The sequence below is a fragment of the Kocuria rhizosphaerae genome, from assembly GCF_044462265.1.
Taxonomy (GTDB): Bacteria; Actinomycetota; Actinomycetes; order Actinomycetales; family Micrococcaceae; genus Kocuria; species Kocuria rhizosphaerae.
Genome location: NZ_JBISWL010000107.1, coordinates 1 through 16,861 on the forward strand (window position 1 = coordinate 1; position 16,861 = coordinate 16,861).

General features: G+C 72.0%; 12 protein-coding genes and 1 pseudogene. 12 read left to right on the forward strand and 1 reads right to left on the reverse strand.

Annotation, left to right across the window (positions count from 1 at the left end):
* Positions 1-1,160, forward strand: a pseudogene (locus ACH9EU_RS12335) (transketolase-like TK C-terminal-containing protein); the annotation flags it as partial.
* 31 nt (positions 1,161-1,191) lie between these two features.
* On the opposite strand, the gene ACH9EU_RS12340 reads toward ACH9EU_RS12335, so the two are convergent.
* Positions 1,192-1,962, reverse strand: a complete 771-nt coding sequence (locus tag ACH9EU_RS12340; protein ID WP_396414209.1) for an IclR family transcriptional regulator domain-containing protein — start codon at positions 1,960-1,962, stop codon at positions 1,192-1,194.
* Positions 1,963-2,148: 186 nt separating this feature from the next.
* Between ACH9EU_RS12340 and ACH9EU_RS12345 the strand changes: the two genes are divergently transcribed.
* From ACH9EU_RS12345 to ACH9EU_RS12395, 11 genes are all read left to right on the forward strand, one after another.
* Positions 2,149-3,579: an NAD-dependent malic enzyme gene (locus ACH9EU_RS12345; protein WP_396414210.1), complete on the forward strand. Its 1,431-nt coding sequence runs from the start codon at positions 2,149-2,151 to the stop codon at positions 3,577-3,579.
* A gap of 53 nt (positions 3,580-3,632) precedes the next feature.
* Entirely contained in the window at positions 3,633-5,249 is a 1,617-nt protein-coding gene (aceB, locus tag ACH9EU_RS12350; protein ID WP_396414211.1) for a malate synthase A, read from the forward strand.
* On the forward strand, positions 5,246-6,598 hold the full coding sequence (locus tag ACH9EU_RS12355) for a DUF6986 family protein (protein WP_396414212.1): 1,353 nt from the start codon (positions 5,246-5,248) through the stop codon (positions 6,596-6,598). Before aceB ends, ACH9EU_RS12355 begins: the two co-directional genes overlap by 4 nt.
* 1 nt (position 6,599) lies before the next feature.
* Positions 6,600-7,421, forward strand: a complete 822-nt coding sequence (locus ACH9EU_RS12360; RefSeq protein ID WP_396414213.1) for a bifunctional allantoicase/(S)-ureidoglycine aminohydrolase — start codon at positions 6,600-6,602, stop codon at positions 7,419-7,421.
* Between the two features lie 224 nt (positions 7,422-7,645).
* Positions 7,646-8,440 carry a TIM barrel protein gene (locus tag ACH9EU_RS12365; RefSeq protein WP_396414214.1) on the forward strand — a complete coding sequence of 265 codons (795 nt, stop codon included), beginning with the start codon at positions 7,646-7,648 and terminating at the stop codon, positions 8,438-8,440.
* A gap of 114 nt (positions 8,441-8,554) precedes the next feature.
* Positions 8,555-9,484 carry a 2-hydroxy-3-oxopropionate reductase gene (locus ACH9EU_RS12370; protein WP_396414215.1) on the forward strand — a complete coding sequence of 310 codons (930 nt, stop codon included), beginning with the start codon at positions 8,555-8,557 and terminating at the stop codon, positions 9,482-9,484.
* A 70-nt stretch (positions 9,485-9,554) separates the two neighbouring features.
* On the forward strand, positions 9,555-11,330 hold the full coding sequence (gene gcl / locus ACH9EU_RS12375) for a glyoxylate carboligase (protein WP_396414216.1): 1,776 nt from the start codon (positions 9,555-9,557) through the stop codon (positions 11,328-11,330).
* A 43-nt stretch (positions 11,331-11,373) separates the two neighbouring features.
* Positions 11,374-12,588 (forward strand): glycerate kinase, encoded by a 1,215-nt coding sequence (locus ACH9EU_RS12380; RefSeq protein ID WP_396414217.1) that lies wholly within the window; start codon positions 11,374-11,376, stop codon positions 12,586-12,588.
* Positions 12,585-14,249, forward strand: coding sequence for an allantoinase AllB (gene allB, locus ACH9EU_RS12385; RefSeq protein WP_396414218.1), 1,665 nt, complete (start codon positions 12,585-12,587; stop codon positions 14,247-14,249). Before ACH9EU_RS12380 ends, allB begins: the two co-directional genes overlap by 4 nt.
* Before the next feature lie 280 nt (positions 14,250-14,529).
* Positions 14,530-15,267: an aspartate/glutamate racemase family protein gene (locus ACH9EU_RS12390; RefSeq protein WP_396414219.1), complete on the forward strand. Its 738-nt coding sequence runs from the start codon at positions 14,530-14,532 to the stop codon at positions 15,265-15,267.
* Positions 15,268-15,417: 150 nt separating this feature from the next.
* Complete coding sequence (locus tag ACH9EU_RS12395) at positions 15,418-16,815, forward strand: NCS1 family transporter (RefSeq protein ID WP_396414220.1); 1,398 nt, start codon at positions 15,418-15,420, stop codon at positions 16,813-16,815.
* Positions 16,816-16,861: the final 46 nt, after the last annotated feature.

Here is a 16,861-nt window from a genome sequence, read left to right on the forward strand (position 1 = left end):
TGCGGGAGAAGGACTTCGGCCACCGGATCGTGCCGATCGTCCCGGACGAGGCCCGGACCTTCGGGATGGACTCCTTCTTCCCGACCGCGAAGATCTACAACCCCAACGGGCAGAACTACCTCTCCGTGGACCGGGAGCTGATGCTGGCCTACAAGGAGTCCCCGCAGGGCCAGATCCTGCACGCCGGGATCAACGAGGCCGGCTCCGTGGCCGCCTTCACCGCCGCGGGCACCGCCTACGCCACCCACGGCGAGCCCATGGTCCCGGTCTACATCTTCTACTCGATGTTCGGCTTCCAGCGCACCGGGGACTCCTTCTGGGCCGCCGCCGACCAGATGACCCGCGGGTTCGTCATCGGCGCCACCGCCGGGCGCACGACCCTCACCGGGGAGGGCCTCCAGCACGCCGACGGGCACTCCCCCGTGCTGGCCGCCACCAACCCCGCGGTCGTGCACTACGACCCGGCCTACGGCTACGAGATCGCCCACATCGTCCGCCGCGGCCTGGAGCACATGTACGGCACCGGCGACGAGGACCACAACGTCATGTACTACCTGACGGTCTACAACGAGCCCTACCAGCAGCCGGCCGAGCCGGCGGACCTGGACGTGGAGGGCGTGCTGAAGGGCATCTACCTGCTGGCCCCCACCGACCGGGAGGGCCCGCGGGCCCAGCTGCTGGCCTCCGGGGTGGCCGTGCCCTGGGCCCTGGAGGCCCAGAAGCTGCTGGCCGCCGACTGGGGGGTCTCCGCCGACGTGTGGTCGGTGACCTCCTGGAACGAGCTGCGCCGGGACGGACTGGCCGCCGAGAAGGAGGCCTTCCGCACCCCGGGAGCGCCCCGGCGCGTCCCCTTCGTGACGCGGCGGCTCGCCGGGGCCGAGGGACCCGTGATCGCCGCGACGGACTACGTCTCCGATCTCCCCGACCGGATCCGGCAGTACGTGCCGAACGACTTCGCCACCCTGGGCGCGGACGACTTCGGCTTCTCCGACACGCGCGCGGCCGCCCGGCGCTGGTTCGGCGTGGACGCGCACGCCATCGTGGTGCGGGCCCTGCAGATGCTGGCCGACCGGGGCGAGGTGGACGCCCAGGCGCCCGTCCGGGCGTTCGAGCGCTACCGCCTGGACGACGTCACCGCCGGGACCACCGGCAACGCGGGCGTCGTCGTGGCGCGGCGGCCGGGGACTCGGCTCAGGCGGTGGCGCCGGCGGGCATCAGCTCCGCGGCGATGGCCTCGGCCGTGCGCCGCAGCAGGGGCACGGCCCGGAGACCGAACTCCTCGTCCACCCGGGACACGGGACCGGAGACGGAGATGGCCGTGGGCGTGGGCGCGCCGGGCACCGCCATCGCGTAGCAGCGCACGCCGAGCTCGGTCTCCTCGTCGTCGACGGCGTAGCCGCGCTCCCGGATCCGCTCGAGGTCCTCGAAGAGCTCCTCGACCGTCCCGTGGCTCTTGACCGTGGGCGTGGCCATCCCTGCGGCGCCCACGATGGCGCGGACCCGCTCGTCGGGGAGCGTGGCCAGCATGGCCTTGCCCACGCCCGTGTCGTGCGTGTCGGCCCGCCGCCCGACCTCCGTGAACATGCGCATCGAACGGCTGGACTGGGCCTGGGCGATGTAGACGACCTCCTGGCCGTCGAGCACCGCCATGTTCGCCGACTCGCCCAGCTCGCGGACCAGGTCGTCGAGCCGGGAGCGCGCCGCCGAGCCGAACTGCCGGCCGGCCGCCTCCCCGAGGAGGATCAGCCGGGGCCCGAGCGCGTAGTTGCGGTTGGGCAGCTGGCGGACGTAGCCCGAGGGCACGAGGGTGCGCAGCAGCCGGTGGATCGTGGGCAGCGGCAGCTTCACGGCCGCGGAGAGCTCGCTGAGGGACATCTCGCCGCCGGCCGCGGTGATCACCTCGAGGAGCTCGAACACCCGCTCCACCGATTGCACACCGCCCGAGGCTGGTCGTGTGGCCATGGTCTTCCGATCTCCTGTCCGTGGACGGTCCCCGGCGCCGCGGGCACCCCCTGAGGTGCGTCGTGGCGGAACTCCGGTTCCCGGCATGTCTTGCCTTCCCTGCCAGTGTCCCATAATATCCATAATACGGAATTTTCATTCCACTATATGACTGAAATCGTGATCCCGAGCTCCCACGGAGGAACCATGGCAACGCCCAGTCCCGGATATTCGATGATCCTGCGCGTGCAGGCCCCGGCCGGCGTCACCGTCACGAGCGAGCTCGCGGCGGCCGCGGCCCGTGCCGGTGCGGCGGTCACCGCCCTGGACATCGTCGAGTCGCACCCCGGCCACGTCGTCGTCGACGTCAGCTGCAACGTCTCGGACGCCTCCCACCGCGAGGAGGTGCGCGAGGCCCTCGACGCGATCGACGGCGTGGAGGTCCGCAAGATCAGCGACCGCACGTTCCTGATCCACCTGGGCGGCAAGATCGAGGTCACGCCCCGGGTCTCGCTGCGCAACCGCGACGACCTCTCCCGCGCCTACACCCCCGGCGTCGCCCGCGTGTGCACGGCCATCGCGGAGAACCCCGACGACGCCCGCCGCCTGACCATCAAGCGCAACACGGTGGCCGTGGTCACCGACGGCACGGCGGTGCTCGGTCTGGGCGACATCGGCCCCGCGGCTGCGCTGCCGGTCATGGAGGGCAAGGCCGCCCTCTTCAAGGCCTTCGGCGACGTCGACGCCTGGCCGGTCTGCCTGGACACCAAGGACACCGACGAGATCGTGCGGATCGTCAAGGCCATGGCCCCCGTCTACGGCGGGATCAATCTCGAGGACATCGCGGCGCCCCGCTGCTTCGAGATCGAGGCCCGGCTGCGCGAGGAGCTCGACATCCCGGTCTTCCACGACGACCAGCACGGCACGGCCGTGGTGGCCCTCGCCGCCCTCTACAACGCGCTGCGCGTGGTGGGCAAGCGCCTGGAGGACGTCCGGATCGTCGTCTCGGGCGTGGGCGCGGCCGGGCACGCGATCATCCAGCTCCTCACGGCCAACGGTGCCGGGAACATCGTGGCGTGCTCCCGCAAGGGTGCGATCCACCGGGGCGAACGCTACACGGACGCCCACCGGCAGTGGATCGCCGAGCACACGAACGAGGACGGCTTCGCGGGCACCCTCCGGGAGGCCGTGGTGGGCGCCGACGTCTTCATCGGGGTCTCCGCGCCCGACCTGCTCGAGCAGGCCGACATCGCCGCGATGAACGAGCGCGCCGTGGTCTTCGCCATGGCCAACCCCGACCCCGAGATCGAGCCGGGAGCCGCCGCCGAGCACGCGGAGGTGGTCGCGACCGGGCGCTCGGACTTCCCGAACCAGATCAACAACGTCCTCGCGTTCCCCGGGCTGTTCCGGGGCCTGCTCGACGCCGGGGCCACCGACATCACCACGGACATGCTCGTGGCCGCGGCACGCGCCATCGCGGACTGCGTGGCCGGGGACGAGCTCAACGCCAGCTACATCGTGCCCAGCGTCTTCGACCCGGCCGTGGCCCCTGCCGTCGCGGAGGCGGTGCGGGCCAGCGCCGAGGCCGCCGGCGCCACCGTGCGGGCCGCCGCGGATCGCGCCCCCGCGCACGCCTGAGCACCCACGACCGACCGTCCGCCCACGGACCCACCGACACCAGGAGGCATCCCATGTCCACCACGAAGACCGTCGAGCACACCCGCCCCGAGGGCCTCGACCGCGCCGGCGAGATCCTCACCGACGAGGCCCTCGCGTTCGTCGCCGAGCTCCACCGCCGCTTCGATCCCCGCCGGACCGAGCTGCTCGGGGCCCGCGAGGAGAACCGGCGCCGAGCCGCGGCCGCCGGCTCCCTCGACTTCCTCCCGGAGACCCGGGAGGTCCGGGAGAGCGAGTGGCGGGTGGCCCCGGCTCCCCCGGCCCTCCAGGACCGCCGCGTGGAGATGACCGGCCCGGCCTCCCCGGCCAAGATGGCCATCAACGCGCTCAACTCCGGGGCCAAGGTCTGGCTGGCCGACCTCGAGGACGCCTCGAGCCCCACCTGGCGCAACCAGGTGGACGGCATCCTGAACCTGCGCGACGCCGCCCGGGGCACCCTCAGTTTCACGTCCCCCGAGGGGAAGAGCTACGCCCTGCGCCAGGACGCCCCGCTGGCCGTGGTCGTCACCCGGCCCCGCGGCTGGCACCTGCCCGAGCGCAACGTGACCGTGGACGGGCAGCCGGCCTCGGGCGCGCTCGTGGACTTCGGCCTGCACTTCTTCCACACCGCGAAGCTGCTGCTCGCCAACGGCCACGGCCCGTACTACTACCTGCCGAAGCTCGAGTCCCACCTCGAGGCCCGGCTGTGGAACGACGTCTTCACCTTCGCCGAGGAGCACCTGGGCATCGAGCACGGCACGATCCGGGCGACCGTGCTCATCGAGACGATCCCCGCGGCGTTCCAGATGGAGGAGATCCTCTGGGAGCTGCGCGAGCACGCCTCCGGGCTCAACGCCGGCCGCTGGGACTACCTGTTCAGCATCATCAAGTACTTCCGGGACGCCGGCGAGCGCTTCGTGCTCGCGGACCGTTCCACGATCACCATGACCGCCCCGCTGATGCGGGCGTACACCGAGCTGCTCGTGAAGACCTGCCACCGCCGCGGGGCCTTCGCGATGGGCGGGATGGCCGCGTTCATCCCGAACCGCCGCGAGCCGGAGACCACCGAGGCGGCGTTCGCCAAGGTGCGCGCCGACAAGACCCGGGAGGCCGGCGACGGCTTCGACGGCTCCTGGGTGGCCCACCCGGACCTCGTGGCCACGTGCCGCGAGGTCTTCGACGATGTCCTCGGCGAGAAGCCCAACCAGGTGGACCGGTTGCGCGAGGACGTGCGGGTGACCGCCGAGCAGCTGCTCGACGTCCCCAGCGCGGGCAGCGTGCGCACGCAGCAGGAGCTCGCGCTCAACCTGTACGTGGCGATCCGGTACACGGCCGTGTGGCTGTCCGGCAACGGGGCCGTGGCGATCCACAACCTCATGGAGGACGCGGCGACCGCCGAGATCTCCCGGTCCCAGGTCTGGCAGCAGATCCGCAACGGCGTGGTCTACGACGACACCGGCGCCACGGCGACCCGCGAGCTCGTCGCCCAGGAGCTGGAGCGGCAGAAGGACGTGCTGCGCTCGGAGGTCGACGCGGAGTCGTACGAGAGGTACTTCGAGCCGGCCGCGCGGCTGATCGGCGACCTCGTCCTGGACGAGGAGTACGTCGACTTCCTGACCCTGCCCGCGTACGACCTCATCGAGGACCGGTGAGCACCCCGGCCACGAGCCTGCCCGCCTCCTTCGCCGATCTCGCCGACCGGCTGCTCGAGGGGACCGACGCGGACCTGGCGCGCTCCTACCCCGGCGAGGACGGGTCCCGGCAGCCGGTGCACACCTGCTACGTGCCCGCCGACCTCGTCACGCCGCGGACCGCGCGGGAGTGGGGCGAGACGGCGCTGGACGCGGCCGCGCAGGCCGGCGGTCTGGCCGGGCTCGCCGCGCTCGCCGGGGTGGAGGAGCACCTGCGCGAGGAGGTGGTCGCCCGCACGGAGCGCAAGCTGCGGGAGGAGCCCGTGGAGGACCTGCGACTGGACCTCGAGGACGGCTACGGCGAGCGCCCGGACGCCGAGGAGGACGAGGCCGCGGTGGCCGCCGCGCGCACCGTCGCGGCGATGGCCGTCTCCCGTCACCGGGGGGAGGCGCCCCAGCCGGCCTACGCCGGCATCCGGTTCAAGTGCCTGGAGGCCCCGACCCGTTCCCGCGGACTGCGCACGCTGGACCTGTTCGTGACCGCGCTGGTGCGCGAGGGCGGGCTGGCGGCGGCGGGCGTGGCCGGGGACGGGCTGCCGCCGGGCCTCGTGCTGACCCTGCCGAAGGTCTCCACCGTGGCGCAGGTCCAGGTGATGACCGAGGCCTGCGGCACCCTCGAGGAGACCCTGGGCCTGCCGGAGGGACGGCTGCGCTTCGAGATCCAGATGGAGACGGCCCCCATGGTGCTCGGGCTCGACGGCGCGTGCCCGATCCCGGCGATGCTGCGCGCCGCAGGCGGACGCGTCACGGCGTTGCACTACGGCACCTACGACTACTCGGCCGCGCTGGGCGTGGCCGCGGAGTTCCAGTCGATGGAGCACCCCGTGGCCGACCACGCGAAGTCCGTCATGCAGGTCGCCGTCGCCGGCACCGGGGTGCGCCTGTCCGACGGGTCCACCAACCGTCTCCCGGTGGGCGACGGGCGGCAGCGCCGCGAGGCCTGGGCCCTGCACGCCCGCCTGGTCCGCCGCTCCCTGGAACGGGCCCTGTACCAGGGGTGGGACCTGCACGCGCACCAGCTGCCCACCCGGTACCTGACCACCTACGCGTTCTACCGGCGCTCGTTCGACGCGGCCGCCCACCGGCTGATGGCCTACCACCAGCGTTCCGTGCCCGGGATCGAGGCTGCCGACGTCGCCGACGAGCCGGCGACCGCTCGCGCGCTGGCCCGCTTCGTGCACCGCGGCGTGCTGTGCGGCGCCCTCGGCGCGGACGAGGTGGAGGCAGCGACCGGGCTCGGTGAGCACGACCTGCGCGACCTCGCCCACCCCACGACCGCCGTGGGCGTCCCGACCCCTGGAGGCATCTGAGATGACCGAGCGCACCTACTACGCACCGCACGGCGGACACCCCGACCAGACGCAGCTGCTCACCGACCGCGCGATGTTCACCGAGGCCTACGCGGTCATCCCGCGCGGGACCATGCGGGACATCGTCACCAGCAAGCTCCCGTTCTGGGAGGACACCAGGCTGTGGGTGCTCGCCCGCCCGCTGTCCGGCTTCGCCGAGACCTTCTCGCAGTACATCGTGGAGGTCGGCCCCGGCGGCGGCAGCGACCACCCGGAGACGGAGTCCGGGGTCGAGGCCGTCCTCTTCCTCATGGAGGGCACCCTGACCCTGACCGTGGCGGGCGAGGAGCACGAGCTCGTCCCGGGCGGCTACGCCTTCCTGCCCCCGGAGTGCGAGTGGACCGTGCACAACTCCGGCGCGGAGCCGGCCCGCTTCCACTGGGTCCGGAAGGCCTACGAGTACGTCCGCGGCCTCGAGGTGCCCGAGCCGATCGTCACCAACGAGCAGGAGGTCGAACCGACCGCCATGCCGGGGACCGACGGCAAGTGGGCGACCACGCGCTTCGTCGACCCGGACGACCTGCGCCACGACATGCACGTGACGGTCGTGACCTTCGAACCGGGCGCCGTGATCCCGTTCGCCGAGACCCACGTGATGGAGCACGGCCTCTACGTGCTCGAGGGCAAGGCCGTCTACCGGCTCAACCAGGACTGGGTGGAGGTCGAGGCCGGCGACTTCATGTGGCTGCGCGCCTTCTGCCCCCAGGCCTGCTACGCGGGCGGTCCGGGACGGTTCCGCTACCTGCTCTACAAGGACGTCAACCGGCAGATGAAGCTGCGCTGACGCCCCCACCAGACCGGACCCCGCCCCGCCTCCTCGCCGAGGCAGGGCGGGGTCCTTCCACGTCCGCGGCGGTCCGGATCCACCGATATCGCATGGTGGAAGAAAGATTTCATAAAGACGTTGACCTGGGTCGCGTTCGCCCGTAGCATTTTCGTAGAACAAAAGTTGAGTTCCGCAATACGAAATATGGCGAGCCCCGTGTTCGCCCCGAGCCGGAGGACCCCATGTCGTACACCGTGAACTGCTCCATCCTCTTCCCCGAGCTGCCGCTGCTCGAGCGGCCGGCCGCCGCCCGGGCCGCCGGCTTCGACGCCGTCGAGTTCTGGTGGCCCTTCGCGAGTTCCGTGCCCGCGGACCGCGAGGTCGACGCCTTCGTGGGCGCGCTCCGGGACGCCGGCGTGCAGCTGACCGGACTCAACTTCAACGCCGGCGACATGCCCGGCGGGGACCGCGGCCTGGTCTCCTGGCCCGCCCGCTCGCAGGAGTTCACCGACAACCTCGACGTCGTCGCCGGGATCGGCGCGCGCACCGGCTGCCGCGGGTTCAACGCCCTCTACGGCAACCGCCAGGAGGGCGTCGACCCCGCGGCCCAGGACGAGCTCGGGGTCGCCAACCTGGCCCGGGCCGCCCGCGCCGTGGCACCGATCGGCGGCACCGTGCTGCTGGAGCCGGTCTCCGGCGCGTTCGCCTACCCGCTCAGGACCGCCCAGGACGCGCTCGACGTCATCGCGCGGGTCCGCGCCACCGGCGCCGCGAACATCGCCCTGCTGGCCGACTTCTACCACCTGGCCGTCAACGGCGACGACGTCGACGCCGTGGTCGAGGCCCACGCCGCCGAGTTCGGCCACATCCAGATCGCCGACGCCCCCGGACGCCACGAGCCCGGCACCGGCGAGCTGCCCCTGCGGCGCTGGCTCGACCGCTCCCGCGAACTCGGCTACACCGGCCGGGTCGGCCTCGAGTACAAGGCTTCGCAGCCGGACCCCTTCGCCTGGCTCGCACGGGCCGCCACCGCCTGAGCCCGCACCGTCCGCCCGGGACCCGTCATCCCGCTCCCCGCACTCCCGTGTTCCCGTACCGCGTTTCCCGTTCCCCGCAGCACCGACCCGCTGCCGCACAGTGAGGACCGACCCATGACCACCACCGCCACCAGCTCCGCCGCCGCACGCCAGGAAACCACCGCCTCCGTCGCCGTCATCGGCCTCGGCATCATGGGGCTGCCCATGGCCCGGAACCTCGTCGGGGCCGGTCACCGTGTCACCGGCTTCAACCGGTCCCCGGAGAAGACCGCCCGGCTCGTGGAGGCCGGCGGCGCGGGAGCGGCCTCCGTCGCGGAGGCCGTCCGCGGCGCCGACGTCGTGATCACCATGGTCCCGGACTCCCCCGACGTCGAGGCCGTCGTCACCGGCGAGGACGGCGTCTTCGCCAACGCCGCCCCCGGCGCCCTGTGGATCGACGCCTCCACCATCCGCCCGGACGTGGCCGTCCGCCTGGCCGCACAGGCCCGAGCAGCCGGGGTCCGGCCCCTGGACGCCCCGGTCTCCGGCGGCGAGCAGGGCGCGGTCGACGCCGCGCTGTCCATCATGGTCGGCGGCGAGGCCGACGACGTCGAGGCGGCGCGCCCCGTCCTCGAGGCCGTCGGGAGGACCATCGTGCACGTGGGCCCGTCCGGCTCCGGCCAGACCGTCAAGGCCGCCAACCAGCTCGTCGTGGCCGGGAACATCCAGCTCCTCGCCGAGGCGGTCGTCTTCCTCGAGGCCTACGGGGTGGACACCTCCGCCGCCCTCACCGTCCTCGGCGGCGGGCTCGCGGGCTCCAAGGTCCTCGACCAGAAGGGGCAGAAAATGCTGGACCGCGACTTCGAGCCCGGCTTCCGCCTCGAGCTGCACCACAAGGACATGGGCATCGTGACCTCCGCGGCCCGTGAGGCCGGGATCTCCGTCCCGCTCGGCGGCCTCGTCGCCCAGCTCGTCGCGGCGACCGTGGCCCGCGGCGACGGCGGCCTCGACCACTCCGGGCTGTTCAAGCTCACCGAAGAGCTCTCCGGCCGCTCCGGCCGCTAGTCCCCGCCGCTCCGCCTCCGATCCCCACCAGCTTCCGGCCCGCCCGCGGGTCCCGTCCAAGGAGTTCATCATGGCCAGAATGCGCACGGTCGACGCCGTCGTCGCCATCCTCGATAAGGAGGGCGCCACCGAGGCCTTCGGCCTGCCCGGCGCCGCCATCAACCCGTTCTACTCGGCGATGCGCGCCCACGGCGGCATCCGCCACACCCTCGCCCGGCACGTGGAGGGCGCCTCCCACATGGCGGAGGGCTACACCCGCTCCGCCCCCGGCAACATCGGGATCTGCGTGGGCACCTCCGGGCCCGCCGGCACCGACATGATCACCGGCCTGTACTCGGCCTGGGCGGACTCGATCCCCATCCTGTGCATCACCGGGCAGGCGCCCGTGGCGAAGCTGCACAAGGAGGACTTCCAGGCCGTGGACATCTCCTCCATCGCCGCGCCGGTGACGAAGATGGCGATGACCGTCCTGGAGCCGGGCCAGGTCCCGGGAGCCTTCCAGAAGGCGTTCCACCTCATGCGCTCCGGCCGTCCGGGCCCGGTCCTGCTGGACCTGCCGTTGGACGTCCAGCTCGCCGAGATCGAGTTCGACATCGACGTCTACGAGCCCCTCACGGCGCACCGCCCCGCGGCGAGCCGGGCGCAGGCGGAGAAGGCGCTGGACATGATGTCCGCCGCCCGGCGCCCGCTGATCGTGGCCGGGGGCGGGATCGTCAACGCCGACGCCTCCGACCGGCTGGTCGAGCTGGCCGAGCTGCTGGACGTCCCCGTGATCCCGACCCTCATGGGCTGGGGCACCATCCCCGACGACCACCCCCTGATGGCGGGCATGGTGGGTCTGCAGACCTCCCACCGCTACGGCAACGCGACGTTCCTCGAGTCCGACTTCGTGCTGGGCATCGGCAACCGGTGGGCCAACCGGCACACCGGCGGCCTGGACACCTACACCGCCGGCCGCACGTTCGTGCACGTCGACATCGAGCCCACCCAGATCGGGCGGGTCTTCTCCCCGGACCTGGGCATCGTCTCGGACGCCGGCGCGGCCCTCGACGTGCTGCTGGAGGCCGCCCGCGAGCGCAAGACGGCCGGGACCCTGCCCGACCGCGGCGAGTGGGTCCTCGACTGCGCCCGGCGCAAGGGCTCCCTGCAGCGCAAGACGCACTTCACCCAGGCGCCGATCAAGCCGCAGCGCGTCTACGAGGAGATGAACTCCGCCTTCGGCAAGGACGTCACCTACGTCTCCACGATCGGGCTCTCACAGATCGCCGGGGGGCAGTTCCTGCACGTGTACGGCCCCCGGCAGTGGATCAACGCCGGTCAGGCGGGTCCGCTGGGCTGGACCGGACCCGCCGCGCTGGGGGTGGTCCGCGGCAAGCCGGGACAGACGGTGGTGGCCCTCTCCGGGGACTACGACTTCCAGTTCATGGTCGAGGAGCTGGCCGTGGGCGCGCAGTTCAACCTGCCCTACATCCACGTGGTCGTGAACAACTCCTACCTGGGCCTGATCCGCCAGTCCCAGCGGGGGTTCAAGATGGAGCAGAACGTCTCCCTCGCGTTCGAGAACATCAACTCCCCCGAGACCGAGGGCTACGGTGTGGACCACGTCAAGGTGGTCGAGGGCCTGGGCTGCAAGGCCGTGCGGGTCACGGACCCCGAGCGGCTGCAGGAGTCCTTCGCCGAGGCCCGCGACCTGGTGGAGCGGTTCCGCGTCCCCGTGGTCGTGGAGGTGATCCTGGAGAAGGTCACGAACATCTCCATGGGCACGGAGATCGACAATGTGGTGGAGTTCGAGGAGCTGGCCGACCGCGCCGGGGACGCCCCGACCGCGATCGCCCTGCTCGACTGACCCGCCGGCGCGCGCCGGCACCGACCAGGACAGGAGAACCGACGTGCGCATCGTCATCGCCCCGGACAAGTTCAAGGGATCGCTGGAGGCCCCCGACGTGGCGGCCGCTCTCGCGGCCGGCATCCGCTCGGTGGACCCCTCGGCGGACGTCGTCCGCCTCCCCGTGGCCGACGGCGGGGAGGGCACCCTCGAGGCCGCCGTCGGCGCCGGCTTCACCGCGTTCCCGCTGACCGTCACCGGGCCCGTGGGGGAACCGGTCGAGGCCCGGTTCGCCCTGAACGACGGCACGGCCGTCGTGGAGATGGCGCTGGCCTCCGGGCTCGCGGCCCTGCCGGTGGACGAGCACGGCGACCCCGTGCTCGACGCCGGCGGGGCCACCAGCCGCGGCACGGGCGAGCTCGTCCGCGCCGCCCTCGACGCCGGGGCCTCCCGTGTGCTGCTCGGAGTGGGCGGCAGTGCCTGCACCGACGGCGGCGCCGGCCTCCTCCAGGCCCTCGGGGCCCGGCTCCTGGACGCGGCCGGCGAGGAGCTGCCCCGCGGCGGGGCCGCCCTCGCCCGGCTCGACCGTGTGGACCTGGGCGGGCTCGACCCCCGGCTGGCGGACACGGAGGTCGTGCTGGCCGCCGACGTCGACCACCCGTTGCTCGGCGAGCACGGCGCCGCGGCGGTGTTCGGCCCCCAGAAGGGCGCCGGCCCCCGCCAGGTGCGCGAGCTCGACGACGCCCTGACCGTGCTGCGCGACCGGCTCGCCGAGGCCCTCGGCGGGACCGTGACCGAGGCGGCGGCCGCCCCCGGCGCGGGGGCAGCGGGAGGCGTCGGCTTCGCCGCCCTCGCCGTGCTGGGGGCCCGTCGCCGACCCGGCGTCGAGGTCGTCCTGGAGTTCGTCGGCCTCGCCGATCTCCTCGACGGGGCCGACCTCGTCGTGACCGGCGAGGGCAGCCTCGACGAGCAGTCCCTCGGCGGCAAGACTCCCCTGGGCGTGCTCGAGACGGCCCGCGCCGCGGGGGTCCCCGCCGTGGCCGTCTGCGGCCGCACGACACTGGAGCCCCGGGTCCTGCGGGACGCCGGGTTCCTGCGCGCCTACGCGCTCACCGACCTCGAGCCGGACCCCCGCACGTGCATGCGCGAGGCCGGGCGGCTGCTCGAGCAGGTGGGGGCCCACCTCGCCCGCGACCTCCCCGCCCTGCTCGGCGGGACGGGCACGACCGACCCCGCGGCCGACGACGACCGTGGGCCCCACCGAGAGGAGTCCCGATGACCGAGAAGAAGCCGGTGCACCAGAAGCGGCCGGACCAGGAGAACGCCCGTGGCCGGGAGACGGCGGACAAGCCGGAGCCCGGGACCCGGGCACGGGCGGCCGGGGGCCCCGGCCTGCCCCAGGACCCCGCCGTCGTCGCCCGCGAGGACTCCGCCCGGTCCGCGACCAAGCAGTCGCAGGAGACCTTCGACGCCGAGCAGTCCCGCCGGCTCGAGGTCAGCGAGAACGTCAACGACCCCGAGCGCATCCGGCGCCTGATTGCCGAGTACCACGAGCAGCACGGCACCCCGGTGCCCGCGGCCTCCGCCGGCCGGGACGACCACGGGCGGGACTTCGACCTCGTGGTGCGCGGACGCAACGTCTCCTGCGGCACCGGCTTCGCGCCCCGGGAAGTGGGCGTGCGCGGCGGGAGGATCGTCGCGATCGAGCCGCTCGGCGCCGGGCTCACCGGCCACGAGGTCGTGGAGCTCGCCGACGACGAGACCCTGCTGCCCGGTCTCGTGGACACCCACGTGCACATCAACGAGCCGGGGCGCACCGAGTGGGAGGGCTTCGCCTCCGCGACCCGGGCCGCCGCGGCCGGCGGGGTGACCACGGTCCTGGACATGCCCTTGAACTCGGTTCCCGCCACGGTGAACGTGCCGGCCCTGGAGTACAAGCGGCTCTTCGCCCAGAACAACGTCTTCGTGGACGTCGGCTTCTGGGGCGGCGCGATCCCCGGCAACACGAAGGACCTGCGCGAGCTGCACGACGACGGCGTCTTCGGCTTCAAGTGCTTCCTGCTGCACTCGGGCGTCGACGAGTTCCCGCACCTGGAGGCGGACGAGCTCGAGCAGGACCTGGCCGAGATCACGACCTTCGACTCGCTCATGATCGTGCACGCCGAGGACTCCCGGGCCATCGACCGCGCGCCGCAGCCCCACGGGGACGTGTACGAGAACTTCCTGAAGTCACGGCCCCGCGGCGCCGAGAACCTGGCGATCGCGGAGGTCATCGAGCGTACCCGCTGGACGGGGGCACGCTCCCACATCCTGCACCTGTCCTCCTCGGACGCCCTGCCCATGCTCGCCACGGCCAAGCGGGACGGGCTCGACATCACCGTGGAGACGTGCCCGCACTACCTCACCCTCCTCGCCGAGGAGGTGCCCGACGGCGCCACCGCGTTCAAGTGCTGCCCGCCCGTGCGGGAGGTCGGCAACCGGGAGCTCCTGTGGGAAGGCCTGGTCGACGGCACCATCGACTTCATCGTCTCCGACCACTCGCCCTCGACCCTGGACCTGAAGGACCTCGAGAACGGTGACTTCGGGGTGGCCTGGGGCGGGGTCTCGTCCCTCCAGCTGGGCCTGTCCCTGATCTGGACGGAGGCCCGCCGCCGCGGCATCGAGCTCGAGCGCGTGGTCGAGTGGATGTCCACGCGGCCGGCCCAGCGGGCCGGTCTGCGCTCCAAGGGGAAGCTGGCCCTGGGCTACGACGCGGACCTCGTGGTCTTCGGCGCCGACGACGCCTTCGTGGTGGACGCGGGCAAGCTGCACCACAAGAACCCGATCACCCCGTACCAGGGCAAGGCCCTGTCCGGGAAGGTCCGCAGGACCTGGTTGCGCGGCACCGCCGTGGACTTCCGCACGCCCACCGGCCGCCTCGTGCGCCGGGGCGAGGGCTGACGCGCCGCCCGCGCCGTCGCAGGCCGGCGGCCAGGAGCTGAACTCCTGGCCGCCGGCCTGTTCTCGTTCCGCCCTTTTCCACGGGCTGATGAAAACTGTGTTTCAGACCCTTGATCGTGATGTGGCACACACTTACAATTGTTTCATATCTCAGAATCTCTATTTCGTATTGTGGAATATCAGCACCCGATGGCTTGTAGAACCGTGCGGCTCCTCGAGGGGAGCCGGCAGAGGCTCCACGCGGTCCGGCCTCGACCCGCCGACGAAAGGCCCAGCGATCATGCGCATCCTCGTGCTCAACGTGAACACCACCGAGTCCATGACCGAGTCCATCGGCCGGGAAGCGGCAGCCGCCGCCTCGCCGGGAACCGAGATCGTGCCGCTCACCCCGCTCTTCGGCGCGGAGTCCGTGGAAGGAAACTACGAGAGCTACCTGGCCGCCATCGCCGTGATGGAGACGGTCAAGGCCTATCCCGAGCCGTTCGACGCCGTGATCCAGGCCGGCTACGGCGAGCACGGCCGGGAGGGGCTCCAGGAGATCCTGGACGTGCCCGTGGTCGACATCACGGAGGCCGCCGCGAGCACCGCCATGTACCTGGGCCACAAGTACTCCGTGGTCACGACCCTTGACCGGACGGTTCCGCTGATCGAGGACCGCCTGAAGCTGGCCGGGCTCACCGACCGCTGCGCCTCCGTGCGGGCCAGCGGGATGTCGGTCCTGGAGCTGGAGTCGGATCCCGAGGCAGCCGTCGAGGCCATCATCGACCAGTCGATGCGCGCCGTACGGGACGACCACGCGGAGGTCATCTGCCTGGGGTGCGGAGGGATGGCCGGGCTGAAGAACAAGGTGTCGGAGCGCACCGGGGCACCCGTGGTCGACGGCGTCACCGCCGCCGTGACCATCGCCGAGTCCTTGGTCCGGCTGGGACTGACCACCTCGAAGGTCCGCACCTTCGCCCCTCCCCGGCCGAAGACCATCACCAACTGGCCCCGCCACTTCGCTCCGGCGCAGCCATAGCCCGCCGTCCGACCCCACAGGCCCCGCCCGGCGTCCCGCTCGAGATCCTCGGGGAGCTGCCGCCGTCCACGACCCACCCGGCCTCCGGTGGCCCAAGGCCCGGGTCGACCACTCCGCTCGATCCCTCTCCGATCCAGAAGGTGAACCACCATGTCCACACCCAGTAGGACCTCGCACGCTGGCGCGCCCGAGCCGGTCCGCTCCAAGGCCGCCGGCCACGAATCCCTGGCACCGCAACAGGTGCGCATCGTCGGCAGGCTCTCCTACCTCCTGATGTGGCTGGGAGGCTGCGTCTCGATCGGCACCTTCACCATGGGCTCCAGCCTGGTGGGCACGCTGAACCTGGTGCAGCTGCTCATCGCCATCTCGATCGGTTGCCTGGTCATCAGCCTGGGACTGGTCGTCAACGGGGCGGCAGGCTACAAGTTCGGCATCCCGTTCATGGTGCAGGCGCGCAACTCGTTCGGCTTCACCGGCACCCGGATTCCCGGCCTGATCCGTGCCGTGCCGGCACTGGTCTGGTACGGCTTCCAGAGCTGGATCGGGGCCGCCGCCCTCAACCAGGTCTCGGCCGTGCTCTTCGGCTTCAGCAACCTGGTCCTGTTCTTCATTCTCTTCCAGTTCCTCCAGATCGGCCTGTCCGTCTTCGGCTTCAAGGGCATCAAGTGGCTCGAGAACATCGGGGCGATCTTCATCCTGGCCTCGCTGGTGTACATGTTCTTCAGCGTCCTCGACCGCTACGGCGCGGAGATCCAGGCCAATCTGGTGGACACCGAGGGCACGTGGGGCGCTCCCTTCTGGGGCGCGACCATGCTGTTCCTGGGCATCTACGCGACCATGATGATCAACGTCAGCGACTACTCCCGCGAGCACACCCGCGGCACCGGTCCGGGCCTGCTCACCGGCATCTACACCGCCGCGATTCTCCCGGTCACCGTCTTCATGGGCATGATCGGCTTGATGGTGTCCTCGGCGACCGGGGTGGTCGATCCCATCCAGGTCTTCTCGAACGCCGTCGACAACCCGCCCCTGCTCGTGATCACGCTGCTGTTCATCGCCTTCGCCCAGGTCACCACCAACGTGCTCAACAACGTCGTGCCCCCCACCTACGTGCTGATGGACATCTTCAAGCTCTCCTTCCGGACCTCCACCGTGATCGTGGGTCTCCTGGCCTTCGCGACCTTCCCCTGGCTGCTGGTGCGGGAGGAGTCCGCCGACGGACTTCAGGTCTTCGTCCAGACGTACTCGGCCTTCCTGGGGCCCATCTTCGCGGTCATGGTCGTCGACTACTACGTCATCCGCCGCAGGGCCCTCGACCTCGGCAAGCTCTACGACGTCGCGGGTCCCTATCGCGGGGTCAACCCCTCCGCCGTCCTCGCCGTCGTCATCGGAGTGATCGCCGCCTTCCTCTTCGCCGACTTCTCCTGGTACGCCGGTCTCGTTCCTGCCGGGGTCAGCTACTACCTGCTGATGCAGCACTGGGCACCGTCCCGGCGGTTCCGCCCGGAGACCGCCCCGACCGGCGACCGCAGGGTGGCCGCCGAGTAGCGGTGCGCACCGCGCCGCTCGGCGCCCCTCCCCCACCCCCAGGACC